The organism is Blastococcus sp. KM273128 (assembly GCF_021698975.1).
Lineage (GTDB): Bacteria > Actinomycetota > Actinomycetes > Mycobacteriales > Geodermatophilaceae > Blastococcus.
In genome coordinates, this window is record NZ_SSXA01000050.1 from 24,005 (window position 1) to 41,686 (window position 17,682).

Consider the following 17,682-nt stretch of genomic DNA (forward strand, 5'->3'; position numbering starts at 1 on the left):
GCGCGTGCGGGACGGCGGGTCGGCGGCGCCCGGGGACGCACCGCCGGACCGGTTTGCCGGTTCGGGGAGAATGGGTGCCGTGAGTGCTCCCACCGGTCCCTTCACCGCGCTGCCCCCGCAGGTCGACCTCCCCGCGCTGGAGCACCGCATCCTCGAACGCTGGGAGCGCGAGAAGGTCTTCGACCGGTCCCTGGAGGCGTCCCAGGGCCGCCCGCAGTGGAACTTCTACGAGGGCCCGCCGACCGCCAACGGCCGCCCCGGCACCCACCACATCGAGGCGCGCGCGTTCAAGGACGTCTTCCCGCGGTTCAAGACGATGCAGGGCTGGCACGTGCCCCGCCGCGCCGGCTGGGACTGCCACGGCCTGCCGGTCGAGATCGCCGTCGAGCAGGAGCTCGGCTTCGCCGGCAAGCCCGACATCGAGCGGTTCGGCATCGCCGAGTTCAACGCCCGGTGCCGCGCCTCCGTCGAGCGCCACGTCGACGCCTTCACCGAGCTGACCCACCGGATGGGCTACTGGGTCGACATGTCCACCGCCTACTGGACGATGGACCCGGCCTACATCGAGAGCGTCTGGTGGTCGCTCAAGCAGGTCTTCGAGAAGGGCCTGCTGGTCGAGGACCACCGGGTCGCCCCGTACTGCCCCCGCTGCGGCACCGGGCTCTCCGACCACGAGGTCGCCCAGGGGTACGAGTCGATCACCGACCCCTCGGTGTACGTCCGCCTGCCGGTCACCGACGGCGAGTGGGCCGGCCGGGCCGACCTGCTGATCTGGACGACGACGCCGTGGACGCTGCCCTCGAACACCGCCGTCGCCGTGCACCCCGACGTCACCTACGTGGTGGCCCGCCCCGCCGGCACCGACGACGTCCCCCTGGTGGTGGCCGAGCCGCTGCTGGCCGCCGTCCTCGGGGAGGACGCCGAGGTGCTCGGCCGGGCCCCGGGCCGCGACTGGGAGCGCACCCACTACCGGCGGCCGTTCGAGCTGGTCGAGTTCCCTGAGGGCGACGCGCACTTCGTCGTCCTCGCCGACTACGTGACCACCGACGACGGCACCGGGCTGGTGCACCAGTCCCCCGCGTTCGGCGCCGACGACCTCGCCGTCTGCCGGGGTTACGGGCTGCCCGTGGTCAACCCGATCGACGCCACCGGGCACTTCCTGCGCGAGGTGCCGCTGGTGGGCGGGCACTTCTTCAAGGCCGCCGACCCCGCGCTGGTCGAGGACCTGACCAGCCGCGGCGTGCTGTTCCGCGAGATCCGGTACGAGCACAGCTACCCGCACTGCTGGCGCTGCCACACGCCGCTCATGTACTACGCGCAGCCGTCCTGGTACATCCGCACCAGCCAGATCAAGGACCAGCTGCTCGCCGAGAACGAGCGCACCAACTGGTACCCGGAGAGCATCAAGACCGGCCGCTACGGCGACTGGCTCGACAACAACGTCGACTGGGCGCTCTCCCGCGACCGGTACTGGGGCACGCCGCTGCCCATCTGGCGCAACGACGCCGACCCGTCGCGCGTGGTCGCCGTCGGGTCGCTGGCCGAGCTCTCGGAGCTGACCGGCCGGGACCTCTCCGACCTCGACCCGCACCGCCCGTTCATCGACGAGGTCACCTTCACCCGGCCCGGCGAGGAGGGCACCTACCGGCGGGTCCGGCAGGTCATCGACGCCTGGTACGACTCGGGCTCGATGCCGTTCGCCCAGTGGGGCGCGCCGCACCGCAACCAGCAGGAGTTCGAGGCCGCCTACCCGGCGCAGTTCATCTGCGAGGCGATCGACCAGACCCGCGGCTGGTTCTACACGCTCATGGCCGTCGGCACGTTGGTGTTCGAGAAGAGCTCGTACGAGAACGTGCTGTGCCTGGGCCACATCCTGGCCGAGGACGGCCGCAAGATGAGCAAGCACCTGGGCAACATCCTGGAGCCCATCCCGCTGATGGACCGGCACGGCGCCGACGCCGTCCGCTGGTTCATGCTGGCCGGCGGTTCGCCCTGGTCGGCCCGGCGGGTCGGGCACGAGACGCTGTCCGAGGTCGTCCGCAAGGTGCTGCTCACCTACTGGAACACCGCGAGCTTCTTCACCCTGTACGCGGAGACCAACGGCTGGGACGCAGCGGCCTCCCCCGCCCCGGCACGGGCCGACCGCCCGCTGCTGGACCGCTGGGCGCTCGCCGAGCTCGCCGCCGTCACCCGTGACGTGACCGCGGCGCTGGAGGACTTCGACACCCAGGGCGCGGGCCGGCTGCTCGCCCAGTTCGTCGACGACCTGTCCAACTGGTACGTGCGCCGGTCGCGGCGCCGCTTCTGGGACGGCGACCCAGCGGCGCTGGGCACCCTGCACGAGGTGCTCGACGGGCTGACCCGGCTGATGGCGCCCTTCACCCCGTTCGTCACCGACGAGGTGTGGGCCCGCGCCATCGTGCCCGGCCTGGGTGGCGCGGACACGCCGGACTCGGTGCACCTGGCCAGCTGGCCGGCCGTGGACACCGAGGCGCTGGACGACGCCCTGGTCGAGCAGGTGGCGCTGGTGCGCCGGCTGGTCGAGCTCGGCCGCTCGGCCCGTACCGCCGCGAAGGTGCGCACCCGGCAGCCGCTCGCGCGCGCGGTCGTGGCGGCCCCGGGCTGGGGGACCCTCCCCCGCGACCTGGTCGCCGAGGTGGCCGACGAGCTCAACGTGGCAGAGGTGCTCGAGCTCGCCTCCGTCGGCGGTGACCTGGTCGACGTGAGCGTGAAGATCGACTTCCGCGCCGTGGGCCGTCGCCTCGGCAAGCAGGTGCAGGCGGTGGCCAAGGCCGTCGCCGCCGCCGACGCCCCGTCGCTGGTGGCCGCCTACCGGGCCGGCACCGCCACCGTCGAGGTCGACGGCGCGGAGGTCGCGCTGGCCGAGGGCGACCTGATCGTCACCGAGACGCCCCGCGAGAGCTGGACGGTGGCCAGCAGCGGCGGGCTGACCGTGGCGCTGGACCTCGCGCTCACCCCGGAGCTGGAGCGCGCGGGGCTGTTCCGCGAGGCGGTCCGGCTGGTGCAGGAGGCGCGCAAGGGCAGCGGCCTGGAGGTCAGCGACCGGATCGAGCTGTCGTGGACCGCTGACGGCGCCATGGCGCAGGCCCTCACCGAGCACGCCGAGCAGCTCGCCGGCGAGGTCCTGGCCGTCGCCGTCCACGCCGGCACCGCCGGGTCCGGGGAGGGCGTCGGGGGCCCGGAGGGCTCGCGGTTCTGGGTGATCCGGGCCGCCGGCTGACGCCGGTCCGGGCGCGGCTCAGGCGCCCCGGGCCCTGCGCGCCCGAGCCCGGTCGGCGAGCTGCCGGTCGGGCCGGCACACCCCGCAGGGGGTGAACCCGTCGGTGCGCACCTCGTCCAGCGGCAGCGGGATCGGCTCGTGCCCGCGGAGGTGGACGCAGCCGGGCAGGTGGTAGCGCGGGTGCTCGTCGACGACGAGCACCTCGTCGGTGAGGTCCACGACGATGAGCAGGTCGGTCACCTCGACCTCCTCGACCGGCGGGTCGGGCAGCTCCGGCGCCCCGGCAGTCGGCTCGGCGACGGGCTGCTCCGCGGCCGGCGGCTCGGCGGCCGGCGGTTCCTCGGCGGGTGCCTCCGCGGCGGGTGGCTCGGAAGACGGCTCGGGGGACGGCGCCGTCCTCGCGGGCGGTACCGCCGTCGCACCGGTGGCGAGGTCCGGCCCGGTCGCCGCCGCGCCGGAGGCGGCCGGGGCGCCGTCGGGCGGGCCAGTCGCCGGGGCGGCGGTCCGCGCGCCGGACGCCGTCGACCCGGTGCCGGCGGCCGCGGGGGCACCCGCCGTCGGCTCGGCGCGCGCGGCGATCTGCCGCCGCGCCACGACGAGGACCGCCGCGGCGACGACGCAGGCCGCCACGCACGCCCAGTACAGCGCGGTGCTGCCGGTGACCAGACCGCCCACGAAGAGCCCGAGGCCCAGCAGCACCAGCAGCGCGGCGATCGCGATCACAGCAGGGACTGTAGGGCGCGGCCGCACCGGGGGCGCCGTCGGACGCCCCCGGTGCGGCGGGTGTCAGCCCTGCGGCTCGGCGACCCGGAGCCCGGTCTCGGCGGAGAACAGGTGCGCCTCGCCCGGCCGGATCCCGACGTGGACGACCTCGCCCTTCATGGGCGGGCGGCGCGGGTCGGCCCGCAGCACGAGCTGGCGGTCCTCACCCCCGGCCTCCCCCGCGGCCAGGCGGCCGTAGGCGAAGGCGTCCGACCCCAGCTCCTCCACGAGCAGCACCTCGACCGGGATGCCCTGGCCCTCGGCCACGAACTCCACCGACTCCGGGCGGAACCCCAGGGTGGCCGTGCTGCTCCCCTCGCGGGCGAGCGCCGACAGCGCCTCGCGCGGCAGCGGGACGGTGTGGCCGGCGACCTGCGCGCCGCCCTCGGTGAGCGTCACCGGGACGATGTTCATCGCCGGCGAGCCGATGAAGCCCGCGACGAACACGTTGGCCGGCCGGTCGTAGAGGTTGCGCGGCGTGTCGACCTGCTGGAGGACGCCCTCGCTGAGCACCGCGACGCGGTCGCCCATCGTCATCGCCTCGACCTGGTCGTGGGTCACGTACACCGTCGTGACGCCCAGCCGGCGCTGCAGGGCGGCGATCTCGGTGCGCGTCTGCACCCGCAGCTTGGCGTCGAGGTTGGACAGCGGCTCGTCCATCAGGAACACCTGCGGCTGGCGCACGATGGCCCGGCCCATGGCGACCTGGAAGACCATCGCGATGTCGCGGTCCTTGGGCGGGAGGTGGGTGACGTCCCGGTCCCCGACCCGGATGGTGCCGTCGGTGACCTCCTCCAGGCCGGCCAGCATCCGCAGCGACGTCGACTTGCCGCAGCCGGAGGGGCCGACCAGCACCAGGAACTCCCCGTCGGCGATCTCGAGGTCCAGCGCGTCCACCGATGGGCGGCTCGCGCCGGGGTAGACGAGCGTGGCGTGGTCGAACGTGATGGCGGCCATGGGTCCCTTCCTGCGCCGAACGGTTCGGTCACTGTGGCATGCCCGGTGGCCCCACGACCACCAGGACGTCGCCGCCGCCCCCCGCTGGATCACCCGGTGAGGAGGAATTCCTCCCCCGATCGTGCACCAAGGGCGGGACAGTCGTGGGAGCGCTCCCATATGCTCCCCGACGCAGCGGCACCCGAACGAGGTACTCCCGATCGGATGCTGCACAACCGTTACGGCAACGTTGCCACCGGGGGTCTCCCGCGCGGCTACTGTCGCCGGACGGATGTGGCGGCCGCACCCGCGATGGGGTGCCGGCACGGGTCACACGACGCGGCGACGGAGCCGCAGGAGTCTGGAGGGGACCACATGAGCAAGCGTGCGAGGGGCCGCGGGGCAGCGGCCCTGGCCGGCGGGCTGGGGCTGACGCTCTTGCTCACCGGGTGCGGCGCCGACGAGATCGACGGGGGTGGCAGCGGCGGCGGCGCGGCGGCCGCGGACACGGAGATCGACTGCGCGCCCTACGAGGAGTTCGGCGACCTGGAGGGCGAGACGGTCACCGTCTACACCTCGATCGTCGACCCGGAGGACCAGCCGCACATCGACTCCTACGTGCCCTTCGAGGAGTGCACCGGCGTCGACGTGCAGTACGAGGGCTCCCGAGAGTTCGAGGCCCAGCTCGTCGTCCGCACGCAGTCGGGCAACGCGCCGGACATCGCCTTCATCCCGCAGCCGGGCCTGCTGGCCAACCTCGTCCGCTCCGGTGACGTCGTGGCCGCCCCCGCGCAGACCGAGGCGAACGTCGACGAGTACTGGGACGAGAGCTGGAAGGAGTACGGCAGCGTCGACGGCGAGTTCTACGCCGCGCCGCTGGGCGCCAACGCCAAGTCCTTCGTCTGGTACTCGCCGTCGGCCTTCGAGGAGGCCGGCTACGAGGTCCCCGAGACCTGGGACGACATGATCGCCCTCTCCGAGGAGATCGCCGCGACCGGCGCCAAGCCGTGGTGCGCGGGCATCGGCTCAGGTGACGCCACCGGCTGGCCGGCCACCGACTGGCTGGAGGACGTCGTCCTCCGCACGGCCGGCCCCGAGGTCTACGACCAGTGGGTCAACCACGAGATCCCGTTCAACGACCCGCAGATCGTCGAGGCGCTGAACACCGTCGGCGAGATCCTCAAGAACCCCGAGTTCGTCAACGGCGGCCTCGGCGAGGTGCAGTCCATCGCCTCCACCGAGTTCGGCGACGCCGGTCTGCCGATCCTCGACGGCAGCTGCTGGATGCACCGCCAGGCGTCCTTCTACCAGGCCAACTGGCCGGAGGGCACCGAGGTCGGCCCGGACGGCGACGTCTTCGCCTTCCCGCTGCCGCCCATCGACGGCGAGTCGGCCCCGGTCCTCGGCGGTGGCGAGTTCACCGCGGCCTTCAACGAGGACCCGGCCACCCAGGCCTTCCAGACCTACCTTTCCTCCCCGGAGTGGGCCAACATCAAGGCCCAGGTCTCCGGCCCGGGCTGGGTCAGCGCCAACACCGGCCTGGACATCGAGAACCTCGAGTCCCCGGTGGACCAGCTCTCCGCGGAGCTGTTCCAGGACCCGGAGTCGGTGTTCCGGTTCGATGGGTCGGACCTGATGCCGGCCGAGATCGGCGCCGGTCGCCTCTGGACGGAGCTGACCAGCTGGATCGCGAACGACAAGCCGACCGAGGCCGTGCTCACCGACGTCGAGCAGGCGTGGCCCGCGTCCTGACCTCGCGGTCGTGACACCGGGCGCCCGGTCAGCCAGCTGGCTGACCGGGCGCCCACCAGCCCGGATGCCGGGGGCCGGTTGCAGCGCAGCCGTCCCCCGGCATCCCCCGTCGGAAGGAGGGGGCCACCCGTGGAGTGGTTCCTGGAGGCGAACACCGCCGGTCACAAGATCGCCCTGATGGTGGTCGCGATCCTGCTGTTCGCCGCTGTGATGGGCGCGATCCTGTTCGCCGTCGACCGGCCCAAGCGGGTGCCCACCTGGGTCGTGGTGGCCGGCTTCCTCGGGCCCACGTTCATCCTGCTGCTGGTCGGCCTCGTGTACCCCGCGCTGGAGACCGTGCGCGGCTCGTTCTACAACCGGGACGGCTCGGAGTTCGTCGGCTTCGACAACTACGCGACCGTCTTCACCCAGGACAACTTCCAGAACGTCCTGCTCAACACCGTGCTCTGGGTCCTGCTGGTCCCGGTGGTGACGACCGGCCTCGGCCTGGTCTACGCCTACCTGGTCGACCGCACCCGGTTCGAGTCGCTGGCCAAGGCCCTGATCTTCCTGCCCATGGCGATCTCCATGGTGGCCGCGGGCGTCATCTGGAAGTTCGTCTACGAGTTCCGCCCCGACCAGCCGGGCGTCAACCAGATCGGCCTGCTCAACCAGCTCCTGGTCTCCATCGGCTTCGAGCCGCAGCAGTTCCTGCTCACGGCGCCGGCCAACACGCTCTTCCTCATCGTCGTGATGATCTGGATCCAGGCCGGCTTCGCCATGACGGTGCTCTCGGCGGCCATCAAGGCGATCCCCGACGACGTCGTCGAGGCGGCGCGGCTGGACGGGGTGAGCGGCCTGCAGATGTTCCGCTACGTCACCGTGCCGAGCATCCGGCCCGCACTGGTGGTGGTCCTCACCACGATCGCGATCGTCACGCTCAAGGTCTTCGACGTGGTCCGCACCATGACCGGCGGCAACTTCGGCACCAGCGTCGTGGCGAACGAGTTCTACACGCAGGCCTTCCGCCAGTTCAACTTCGGCCTCGGCGCCGCGCTGGCGGTCCTGCTGTTCCTCCTGGTCATCCCGATCATCGCCTACAACGTCCGCCAGCTGCGCCTGGCCGAGGAGATCCGATGACCACCACGACCCCCGTCATGGCCCCGGTGCCCGGGGAGGCGGACACGCGCGGCCGGACGCACACCCGCGCGGAGCGGGCCAAGAAGCGGCTCACCTCCCCCGCCGCGTCGGTGATCGCCATCGTCATCGCCGTCCTGTGGACCGTGCCGATCCTCGGTCTGCTGATCACCTCCTTCCGGCCGGAGCTCGACATCCGGCGCTCGGGCTGGTGGACGGCGATCACCGATCCGCAGTTCACGCTCGACAATTACAACCAGGTGCTCTACGGCGGCACCGACTTCGCGTCGCTGTTCGTCAACTCGCTGGTGATCACGCTGCCGGCGGTGGTCATCCCGATCACCCTGGCGCTGCTGGCGGCCTACGCCTTCGCGTGGGTGCCGTTCCGCGGCCGAAACATGCTCTTCGTCGCCGTCTTCTCGCTGCAGATCGTCCCCATCCAGGTGACGCTCATCCCGCTGCTGAGCCTGTACGTCGACGGCGGGCTGGCCGGGTCGTTCTGGACCATCTGGCTGTCGCACGCGATCTTCGCCCTGCCCCTGGCGATCTTCCTCCTGCACAACTTCATGAAGGAGATCCCGCCCTCGCTGGTCGAGGCCGCCCGCATGGACGGCGCGGGGCACGTGAAGATTTTCTTCCAGGTGCTGCTGCCGCTGCTCACCCCGGCGATCGCGGCATTCGCCGTCTTCCAGTTCCTGTGGGTGTGGAACGACCTGCTCGTCGCCCTCACCTTCGCCGGCGGCGCGCAGGAGGTCTCCCCGCTCACCGTGCGACTGGCCGACATGGTGGGCACCCGAGGCTCGGACTGGTACCTGCTCGCGGCCGGCGCGTTCGTGTCCATCGTCCTGCCGCTGATCGTCTTCCTGGCCTTGCAGCGGTTCTTCGTGCGGGGCCTGCTCGCCGGCAGCGTCAAGGGGTGAAGGACCTCCTGCCCCCCGGCACTCGCTAGCTCGCGCCGGGACCCCGCAGGAGGCCGTTCCAGCACGTCACCTGCCTCGGCGGGCGGTAGCGGACCTCGTGGTGTGCGGCGGGGTGGGGGCACGCGCGGCGCGGTCGACCCCCCCGGCCCGGGCGCCGGGCACACCGACGAGCCTGAGCACGACGGAGGCCCCGGACCTGTCGGTCCGGGGCCTCCGTCGTGGCGCGTCAGGCGCTGGCGTGCTGGTTCTGCCGGCCGGCGGCGGCGGGTTCGGCCGAACCGCGGCTGTCCAGGTCGCGCAGGTGCGACTCGAGGTAGGACCGCAGCCGCGTGCGGTACTCGCGCTCGAAGGTGCGCAGCTCCTCGATCTTGCGCTCCAGGCTGCTGCGCTTCTCCTCGAGGCCACCCATGACCTCGACGTGCCGGCGCTCGGCGTCCTGGTCGAGGGCGGCGGCCTTGGCGCGGGCCTCCCGCTCCACCGTCTCGGCGCGGGTGCGGGCGTCACCGATCATGGAGTCGGCCCGGTGCTTGGCCTCGGCCACCATCTGCTCGCTCTTGGCGCGCGCCTCGGTCATGAGCCGCTCGCTGTTGGTCTTGGCGCCGCTGAGCATCTGCTCGGCCTGCGTCTTGGCCTCGTTGACGTAGCGGTCAGCGGTCTCGGTGGCCAGCGCCAGCATGCGCGAAGCGCGCGCGCTGTCGTCCTCGCGGGGCTGCTGCACCGGCGGCGGGGCGGGGGTCGGCTGCGGCGCGGGCACCGGGGCGGGGGCCGGCGTCTCCTCGGCGCGGGCACCCGCCCGGCCGACGCTGGACCGCAGCTCGTTGTTCTCCTCGATGAGGCGGGCCAGCTCGGCCTCCACCACGTCGAGGAAGGCGTCCACCTCGTCCTCGTCGTAGCCCCGCTTGCCGATGGGCGGCTTCTTGAAGACGACGTTGTGCACGTCGGCAGGCGTGAGTGGCATCGCAGGTCACCTCAGGTCGGACGGCGGGAACAGGGACGTGGCGGGAGCAGTGGCACGACGCCACCATCCGACGGCTCTGACCCGGGGGGTTTCAGCTGTCATGCGAGTGCGAGCGTGACGTTCCGGAGGACCACCACGGCGATCAGCAGCACCATAAACCCGAGGTCCAACCGGATGGACCCCAGGTTCAGCGGCGGGATCACCTTCCGCACCGCCTTCAGCGGCGGGTCGGTGGTGGAGTAGACGATCTCGAGACCGGCCGCGACCGCGCCCGAGGGCCGCCAGCTGCGCGCCAGCACCATCACCCAGTCGACGACGAACCGCGCGAAGAGCAGGACGAGGAAGACGAGCAGCACCGACGAGACGATCTGCCAGAAAAGAGACACGGGCCCCGCTCGATCAGGGCACCAGCCGGTGCCGACTCCACTGCGCGCCGCTCAGGACTTCTCGGAGAACCCGCCCTCGCGGATCTTCGCCTTGTCCTCAGCGGTGACGGCGACGTCCTGCGGACTGAGCAGGAACACCTTCGCCGTGACGCGCTCGATACTACCGCGCAGTCCGAAGCTCAGGCCCGCAGCGAAGTCGACGAGCCGCTTGGCGTCGGCGTCGTCCATCTCGGTGAGGTTCATGATGACCGGCATGCCGTCGCGGAACCGCTCGCCGATGGTGCGCGCCTCGTTGTAGGTGCGCGGGTGCAGCGTGACGACCTGGTAGCTCTTGGCCGCGGGGGCGGGAGCCGCCTCGGGCTCGGGCTCGGGGGCGGCGGCCACAGGCTCGCGCATCGCGAGGCCGGCAGCGGCCACGGGGCCGCTGCTGGTGCTCAGCACGCGGGAGGCGGTGGAGCCCGCCGCGCTCGCGCCGGTGGGGGCCAGGCCGAGCGGGCGGGCCTGGACGCGGCGCACCGACAGCGGCTCGGGGTCGCGGGCGGGGGGCACCGCGGGGACGTCGTCGGCGTAGTCGTCCGCGTAGCCGTCGTCGGCGTAGCCGGTGTCGGCGAAGTCGTCGTCGTAGCGGTCCTCGTCGTAGCGGCCGTAGCGACGGTCGTGCTCGAGCTCGTCGGACGGGCGGGCGTCGTACCGGCCGTAGCCGCGGGGCACGTCGTCCTCGACGAGCCCCAGGTAGATCCCCATCTTCCGCATGGCTCCAGCCATCGGACCTCCCCCTCTGCTGGTGTCCTCAGCGTCGCGTCTGCCCGGTCGTCGGCTCGTCGTCCCCGTCCGACCGGTGCCGGCGCGGCGGGTGCGACTGCTGTGACTCGCGTGGCTGGTGTTGCTCGAACTCACCGCAGGGTAGGGGGCGGTCGCCGAACAACGCGGTTCCGACACGCACGAGCGTGGCGCCCGCGGCGATCGCGTCCTCGAGGTCGCCGCTCATCCCGGCCGAGATCTCGACCGCCCCGGGGTGGTCGGCCCGCAGCCGCTCGGCCACCCGGGCGAGCCGGGCGAAGGCGGGGCCGGGCTCCTCCCCCCGCGGCGCGACGGCCATGACGCCGCGGAGCCGCAGGCCGGCGGCCGCCTCGACGGCGTCCGCGAGGGCGGGCACCTCGTGCGGCGCCACCCCGCCGCGCGCGGCCACCTCTCCCTCGGGGCCGCCGAGGTCGACCTGGACGAGCACGTCCACCGGGCGGCCCGCCTCCTGCCCGGCGCGGTCCAGCGTCGCGGCCAGCGCGGCGCGGTCCAGCGAGTGGACGACGGCGCCGGCCCGGGCCACCGCCGCGGCCTTGTTCCGCTGCAACTGGCCGACGAAGTGCCACCGGACGGCGACGTCGTCGAGCTCACCGGCCTTGGACAGCAGCTCCTGCACCCGGTTCTCGCCGAAGTCGCGCTGGCCGAGCGCGGCGAGCGCCCGCACGTCGTCGGCGGGCCAGGTCTTGCTGACCGCCAGCAGCCGGACCGCGGCGGGGTCGCGCCCGGCGGCGCGGGCGGCCTGGTCGATGCGGGCGCGCACCGCGTGCAGGTTGTCCTCGAGCCGGCTCACGGCCTGGATCATCCCCCTCGGCGACCGACTGGACGGGTGGTCCCTCGATCGAGCCAGACGAGGCCGGCCTGGCGCCCGGTGGTGCCGTCGCGCCGGTGGGAGAACAGCGTCGGGTCCTCGACGGTGCAGCGCGGGTCCTGCACGACCTCGGGGATGCCGGCGCGCCGGAGGATCTCCTCGATCCCGGCCCGCAGGTCCAGCCCCGCGGTGCCGGCCCGCGTGGGGACGGCGGCGGTGGGCGCGATCCGCGCCACCTCGCGCTGCATCGCCGCGGGCACCTCGTAGCAGGCGCCGCAGACGGCGGGGCCCAGCAGCGCGGTCACGTGCCGGGCCCGGGCGCCGAGGCCGGCCATGGCCGACAGGGCCGCAGGGAGGACGCCCTTCCGGACCCCTTCCCGCCCGGCGTGGACAGCCGCGACGACGCCGGTCTCGTGGTCGGCCAGCAGGACGGGCACGCAGTCGGCGGCCAGCACCGCGAGGACCAGGCCGCGGGTGGCGGTGACCAGTGCGTCGGTGCCGGGCACCGGACCGTCCTGCGGCCCGTCGACGACGGCGACGCCGGTGCCGTGCACCTGGTCCATCCAGACCAGCCGGTCCTGCTCCACGTCGAGCTCCCGCGCCACGCGGGCCCGGTTGGCGGCGACGTCGGCGGGGTCGTCCCCGACGTGGGAGCCCAGGTTGAAGGAGTCGTAGGGCGGACGGGAACGGCCGCCCCGCCGGTCGGTGACGACCCTGCGAGGTCGCACCCCCGACGGAGCGGCCGGTCTCGTATCCATAGGAACGTGAGGCTACCGCCCTGGTCCTGGCTGGAAGGCCCCCTCGCAGGGCCCCGCGCCGAGCGTGCGAGGTGCGGGGGGCGAGGGGGTCCTCAACCCTTGAGGAACTCCGGGATGTCGAGCTCCTCCTCGAAGTCCTCGTTCGACAGCGGCCGGCGCCCGTTGCCCCCGGAGCCCTGGATGGGCGGCAGCGGGGGCACGGTGAGGCCGCCCCCGGCTGCGGGACGCCCACCGGCGGCCTGCGGGGGCTGCTGGGCGAGCCGCTCCCCCGTCACCGGCGGGGCGGCAGGCGCCGGCGCCGGTGCGGCGCTGGCCGACGGCGCAGCGGCCGGCGGCGGGGCGGGGGCCACCGGCGGCGCGGCCACCGGGCGGCGGTGGGCGGCGAACGGCGAGGCGGCCCCGGTGGAGACGCCCCCCTGCGGCGAGCTGCTCGCGGCCGCACCCTCCGTGCGCGCGTTGGGCCGGCCGCCGTCGAAGCCCGCGGCGATCACGGTCACCCGCACCTCGTCACCCAGGGCGTCGTCGATGACGGCACCGAAGATGATGTTGGCGTCGGGGTGCGCGGCGTCCGACACGAGCGAGGCGGCCTCGTTGATCTCGAAGAGGCCGAGGTCGGACCCGCCGGAGATCGACAGCAGCACGCCGTGCGCACCCTCCATCGAGGCCTCCAGCAGCGGGCTCGCGATCGCCTGCTCGGCGGCGAGCAGCGCGCGGTTGTCGCCGCGGGCGCTGCCGATGCCCATCAGCGCCGAGCCCGCCCCGGACATGACCGACTTGACGTCGGCGAAGTCCAGGTTGATCAGGCCGGGCGTGGTGATCAGGTCGGTGATGCCCTGGACACCGGAGAGCAGCACCTGGTCGGCGGTGCGGAAGGCGTCCATGACGCTGACGTTCCGGTCGCCGAGCTGCAGCAGCCGGTCGTTCGGGATCACGATGAGCGTGTCGCACTCGTTGCGCAGCTCCTCGATGCCCGACTCGGCCTGCACCGCGCGCCGCTTGCCCTCGAAGGCGAACGGCCGGGTCACGACACCGATGGTCAGCGCCCCGAGCTTGCGGGCGATCGAGGCCACGACGGGGGCGCCACCGGTGCCGGTGCCACCGCCCTCGCCCGCGGTCACGAAGACCATGTCGGCGCCCTTGAGCACCTCCTCGATCTCCTCGCGGTGGTCCTCGGCGGCCTGCCGGCCGACGTCGGGCTGCGCACCCGCGCCGAGCCCACGGGTCAGCTCGCGGCCGACGTCGAGCTTGACGTCGGCGTCGCTCATCAGCAGCGCCTGCGCGTCGGTGTTGATCGCGATGAACTCGACCCCCTTGAGGCCGACTTCGATCATGCGGTTGACCGCGTTCACCCCGCCGCCGCCGATGCCGACGACCTTGATGACCGCTAGATAGTTGTGCGGAGGTGTCATGCGGCGCTCCTACCGTCTTCCCTCAACCTCGAGTTCAGCCTTACAGTTATGTCAACCAGGTCGACGGAGTTGAAGTTAGGTGCGTGCCGGAAGGCGCTACAAGCACCCTCTCCGGGTCGGCGTGTCGGTGGACCGGGATCGCACCAGACTCCGACGACCCGTTGGTCACTTCTACACCACTGGCTGTGACGACTCGCGCCGGAAACGTCTCATCCCGTGATCCAGGCGCGGCCGACGCGCGTGAACAGAAAGATCCGCGGCCGTGGCGCGTGTCGGGCGTGTCGCGGACGACGGCGTGTCGGCGGCCGCGCCCCGCCCACCCGGTGCGCACGCGCGTCGCCACCGAGCGCCACCGGACCGGTGGCCGGCTCAGCGCAGGACGACGGCGGAGGGCGCGCTCACGTCGACGACGTCGGCCGGCTCGAGCTCGCCGTCGGCGATCCGGTCGAGCAGCGCGACGAGCACCTGGGCCTTGGTCGCCGAGTCCTCGGCGCCGCCCCACACCACCGCGGTGCCGTCGGCCAGGGTCAGCGAGATCGACTGCGCGTCCGGCGCGCTGACCTCGGCGACGTCCTCCCGCAGCTCCCCGGGCAGGGCGCGGATCGCGGAGATCGCGGCCGTGGTGGCCGGGTCGTCGGGCGCGGGCGCCTCGACGGTCAGCGGGACGACGCCGCGCGGGGGGTCGCCGGTGACGGTGTCGAACAGCACGCCCTCGGCGTCGACGAGCGAGCGCCGCCCGGGCGGGCCCACCACCGCCACCGGGACCCGCTCGGCGACGGTGACGACGATCCGGTCGGGCCAGCCGCGGGCCGCCTGCACGTCGCGCACCTGCGGCAACCGGGCCACCCGGTCCTCGACCGCGCCGAGGTCCACCCGGAGCAGCGGCACCCCCTCGGGCACCCGGGCAACCTCCTGCACGCGCTCGGCGCTCAGCGTGGCCGTCCCGTCCACCTGCACGGTCCGGACCGCGAGCCACGGGCCGAGCCAGAGCAGCCAGCAGACCGCCGCGACGACGGTCAGCGCCGCCAGGAGCTGCAGCGACCGCCGCCGACGGGTGCGCCCGCGGGCCGGGCGCCGGTCGGGCAGCGGGGTGACGCGCCCGCCCCGGCGCTCCGCAGGCCGGCGCTCGGCGCGGCCGCGGCCGCGCCGGGTCCGGTCACGGGTGGTGCTGCCGGTCCGGCTCACCGGCCGGTGCCCGGCGCGTCGTCCTCCCCGCCCGGCTCACCGGCGCGGAGGGCGTCGAGCACCTCCGGGCCGACCATGGAGACGTCGCCGGCGCCCATCGTCATGACCAGGTCACCGGGGCGGGCGCGGGCGGCCAGGGCGGGGGCGGCCGCCGACCAGGACGGCTCGAAGTGCACCTGCTCGGCGGGCAGCGGGACGGCGTCGGCGACCATCGCCCCGGTCACCCCGGGGACGGGGTCCTCCCGGGCGCCGTAGACGTCCATCACCACGACCTCGTCGGCCAGGCCGAGCGCCGCGCCGAAGCCCTCGGCGAACTCCTGCGTGCGGCTGTACAGGTGCGGCTGGAAGGCGACGACGAGCCGCCCGTCCCCCGCCACCGCGCGGGCCGCCCGCAGCTGCGCGGCGACCTCGGTCGGGTGGTGGGCGTAGTCGTCGTAGACGCGCACGCCGCCGGCGGTGCCCTTGAGCTCGAAGCGCCGGTGCACCCCGCCGAACCGGGCGAGCCCCTCCACCAGCCCGCGCACGGGCAGGCCGAGCTCCAGACCTGAGAGCAGCGCCGCCGCGCTGTTGCGGGCCATGTGCTCCCCCGGCACCCGGATCTGCACGCGGCCGAGCACCGCGCCGTCCAGCACCGCGGTGTAGGAGGTGTGCTCCCGGCCCACCTCGAGGTCGACCATGCGCAGGTCGGCGTCCTCGGCGGTGCCGTAGGTGCGCACCCGCGCCGGGGCGGGCACCCCCACGAGGCGCGCCGCACCCGGGTCGTCGGCGCACAGCACGACGAAGCCCGCGGGGTCCACGGTCTGCAGGAACCGGTCGAAGGCCGCCTCGACCGCGGCGAGGTCGCCGTAGTTGTCCAGGTGGTCGGCCTCGACGTTGGTGACGACGGCGGCGAACGGCGAGAGCAGCAGGAACGAGCGGTCGCTCTCGTCGGCCTCCGCGACGAAGACGTCCCCCTCCCCCGCGTGCGCGTTGCTGCCCGACTCGTTGAGGTTGCCGCCGATGGCGAAGGAGGCGTCGACGCCGCACGCCTGCACCGCGACGGTGAGCATCGACGTCGTCGAGGTCTTCCCGTGGGTGCCGGCGACGGCGACGCTCCGGCGGCCGGCCATCACCGCGGCCAGGGCGACGGCGCGGGGCAGCACGCGCAGGCCGCGCTCCCGGGCGGCGACGAGCTCGGGGTTGTCCGCCCGGATCGCCGTGGAGACCACCACGGTGGCGGCGTCGCCCAGGTGGGCGCCGTCGTGCCCGACCTCGACCCGCGCGCCCAGGGCCCGCAGCGCCAGCAGCGTGGGGCCGTCCCGCCGGTCGGAGCCGGAGACCGGCACCCCGCGGGCGAGCAGGATGCGGGCGATGCCGCTCATGCCGGCACCGCCGATCCCGATCAGGTGCACGGCCCCCAGCTCGGGCAGCGCGGGCACGGGGCCGGTCCAGGCCGCGACGGAGTCCGCGCTCACCGGCTCGCCACCTCGCAGACGATGTCGGCCAGCCGCTCGTCGGCGTCGGGGACCCCGGCCGCGGCGGCGTGGCGGGCCAGCCCGGCCAGGGCGGCCGGGTCGGTGAGCAGCGGCAGGAGGGTGCCGGTGATCCAGCCCGGGTCCAGGTCGGCGTCCTCCACCAGCAGGCCGCCACCGGCCTCGATCACCGGCAGGGCGTTCCGTCGCTGCTCCCCGTTGCCGATGGGCAGCGGGACGAACGCCGCCGGCAACCCCACCGCCGAGAGCTCCGCGACGGTGACCGCGCCCGAGCGGCACAGCGCCAGGTCGGCGGCGGCGTAGGCGAGGTCCATCCGCTCGAGGTAGTCGACGAGGACGTAGGGCGCCCCGCCGCCCGCCGGCCCCGGCACGACGACGTCGGTGTTCTTCGGCCCCCGGGCGTGCAGCACCTGGACGCCCGCGGCGGTGAGCGCCCGGGCCGCACCGACCGCGGCGCGGTTGAGCGAGGCGGCGCCCTGGGAGCCACCGAAGACCAGCAGCGTCGGACGGTCGGGGTCCAGGCCGAACTCGGCCCGCGCCTCCGCCCGCCGCGCGGCCCGGTCCAGGGAGGAGATCGCCCGGCGCAGCGGCATGCCGACGTGCTCCCCGCGGTGCAGCGGCGTGCCGGGGGCGGTGACCGCCACCCGGGCGGCCAGGCGGGCCCCGATGCGGTTGGCCAGCCCGGGCAGCGCGTTCTGCTCGTGCACCACCACCGGCACGCGTGCGCGACGCGCCGCGAGGTAGGCCGGCAGCGCGACGTAGCCGCCGAAGCCGACGACGACGTCGGCGTCCAGCTCCTCGAGCAGGGCACGGGTGTCCGCCACGGCGCGGCGCACCCGGCCCGGCACCCGCAGCAGGTCGGGCGTGGGCTTGCGGGGAAGCGGCACGGGCGGGATCAGCCGCAGGTCGTAGCCGCGGGCGGGCACCAGCCGGGTCTCCATGCCGCGGGCGGTGCCCAGGCAGGTCAGCCGCAGCGCGGGGTCGCGCCGGCGGAGGGCGTCGGCCAGGGCCAGCATCGGCTCGATGTGCCCCCCGGTGCCGCCCCCGGCGAGGACGACGGAGCGGACCGCACTCACCGCTCACCCCCGGGACGGCCGCGCGGGACGACCGGCCGCTGCCGGGGCGCGCCGGTGCGCTCCTCCCGGAGCGGCGCCCCCGAGCGGGAGGCGGGGCGGGGC

Annotated in this window: 15 protein-coding genes; 4 read left to right on the forward strand and 11 right to left on the reverse strand. The window is 74.1% G+C overall.

Translation table 11 applies throughout. From position 1 onward, the window contains the following. The first annotated feature begins 79 nt into the window (after positions 1–79). Entirely contained in the window at positions 80–3,241 is a 3,162-nt protein-coding gene (ileS, locus tag E9529_RS14590) for an isoleucine--tRNA ligase (protein ID WP_236831874.1), read from the forward strand. 18 nt (positions 3,242–3,259) lie between these two features. Here the strand turns inward: ileS and E9529_RS14595 are convergent, their stop codons facing one another. After that, positions 3,260–3,964: a hypothetical protein gene (locus tag E9529_RS14595; RefSeq protein WP_236831875.1), complete on the reverse strand. Its 705-nt coding sequence runs from the start codon at positions 3,962–3,964 to the stop codon at positions 3,260–3,262. A 63-nt stretch (positions 3,965–4,027) separates the two neighbouring features. After that, positions 4,028–4,960 carry an ABC transporter ATP-binding protein gene (locus tag E9529_RS14600; protein WP_236831876.1) on the reverse strand — a complete coding sequence of 311 codons (933 nt, stop codon included), beginning with the start codon at positions 4,958–4,960 and terminating at the stop codon, positions 4,028–4,030. A gap of 354 nt (positions 4,961–5,314) precedes the next feature. Between E9529_RS14600 and E9529_RS14605 the strand changes: the two genes are divergently transcribed. From E9529_RS14605 to E9529_RS14615, 3 genes are all read left to right on the forward strand, one after another. Then, complete coding sequence (locus E9529_RS14605) at positions 5,315–6,691, forward strand: ABC transporter substrate-binding protein (protein WP_236831877.1); 1,377 nt, start codon at positions 5,315–5,317, stop codon at positions 6,689–6,691. A 129-nt stretch (positions 6,692–6,820) separates the two neighbouring features. Next, positions 6,821–7,810 (forward strand): carbohydrate ABC transporter permease, encoded by a 990-nt coding sequence (locus tag E9529_RS14610; RefSeq protein WP_236831878.1) that lies wholly within the window; start codon positions 6,821–6,823, stop codon positions 7,808–7,810. Then, a complete protein-coding gene (locus E9529_RS14615; RefSeq protein WP_236831879.1) occupies positions 7,807–8,727 on the forward strand; it encodes a carbohydrate ABC transporter permease in 921 nt (306 codons plus the stop codon). Before E9529_RS14610 ends, E9529_RS14615 begins: the two co-directional genes overlap by 4 nt. 226 nt (positions 8,728–8,953) lie before the next feature. Here E9529_RS14615 and E9529_RS14620 read toward each other — a convergent pair whose 3' ends face one another. The 9 genes from E9529_RS14620 to murG all read right to left on the reverse strand — a co-directional run bounded on the left by E9529_RS14620 (position 8,954) and on the right by murG (position 17,580). Then, on the reverse strand, positions 8,954–9,685 hold the full coding sequence (locus E9529_RS14620; RefSeq protein ID WP_236831880.1) for a DivIVA domain-containing protein: 732 nt from the start codon (positions 9,683–9,685) through the stop codon (positions 8,954–8,956). A 98-nt stretch (positions 9,686–9,783) separates the two neighbouring features. Continuing rightward, positions 9,784–10,071 carry a YggT family protein gene (locus E9529_RS14625; protein ID WP_091934897.1) on the reverse strand — a complete coding sequence of 96 codons (288 nt, stop codon included), beginning with the start codon at positions 10,069–10,071 and terminating at the stop codon, positions 9,784–9,786. A 51-nt stretch (positions 10,072–10,122) separates the two neighbouring features. Next, positions 10,123–10,836 carry a cell division protein SepF gene (locus tag E9529_RS14630; RefSeq protein WP_236831881.1) on the reverse strand — a complete coding sequence of 238 codons (714 nt, stop codon included), beginning with the start codon at positions 10,834–10,836 and terminating at the stop codon, positions 10,123–10,125. Positions 10,837–10,861: 25 nt separating this feature from the next. Beyond that, a complete protein-coding gene (locus E9529_RS14635) occupies positions 10,862–11,662 on the reverse strand; it encodes a YggS family pyridoxal phosphate-dependent enzyme (RefSeq protein ID WP_236831882.1) in 801 nt (266 codons plus the stop codon). An 8-nt stretch (positions 11,663–11,670) separates the two neighbouring features. Further along, on the reverse strand, positions 11,671–12,408 hold the full coding sequence (pgeF, locus tag E9529_RS14640) for a peptidoglycan editing factor PgeF (RefSeq protein WP_236831883.1): 738 nt from the start codon (positions 12,406–12,408) through the stop codon (positions 11,671–11,673). A gap of 122 nt (positions 12,409–12,530) precedes the next feature. After that, the gene (gene ftsZ / locus E9529_RS14645) at positions 12,531–13,847 is read right to left on the reverse strand and encodes a cell division protein FtsZ (RefSeq protein ID WP_236831884.1); all 1,317 of its coding nucleotides are present in this window, start codon (positions 13,845–13,847) and stop codon (positions 12,531–12,533) included. Positions 13,848–14,216: 369 nt separating this feature from the next. Then, positions 14,217–15,032, reverse strand: coding sequence for an FtsQ-type POTRA domain-containing protein (locus E9529_RS14650; RefSeq protein WP_236831885.1), 816 nt, complete (start codon positions 15,030–15,032; stop codon positions 14,217–14,219). Then, on the reverse strand, positions 15,029–16,486 hold the full coding sequence (murC, locus tag E9529_RS14655; RefSeq protein WP_236831886.1) for a UDP-N-acetylmuramate--L-alanine ligase: 1,458 nt from the start codon (positions 16,484–16,486) through the stop codon (positions 15,029–15,031). Before murC ends, E9529_RS14650 begins: the two co-directional genes overlap by 4 nt. Next, complete coding sequence (gene murG, locus E9529_RS14660; RefSeq protein WP_236831887.1) at positions 16,483–17,580, reverse strand: undecaprenyldiphospho-muramoylpentapeptide beta-N-acetylglucosaminyltransferase; 1,098 nt, start codon at positions 17,578–17,580, stop codon at positions 16,483–16,485. The genes murC and murG overlap by 4 nt, the downstream gene beginning before the upstream one ends. Positions 17,581–17,682: the final 102 nt, after the last annotated feature.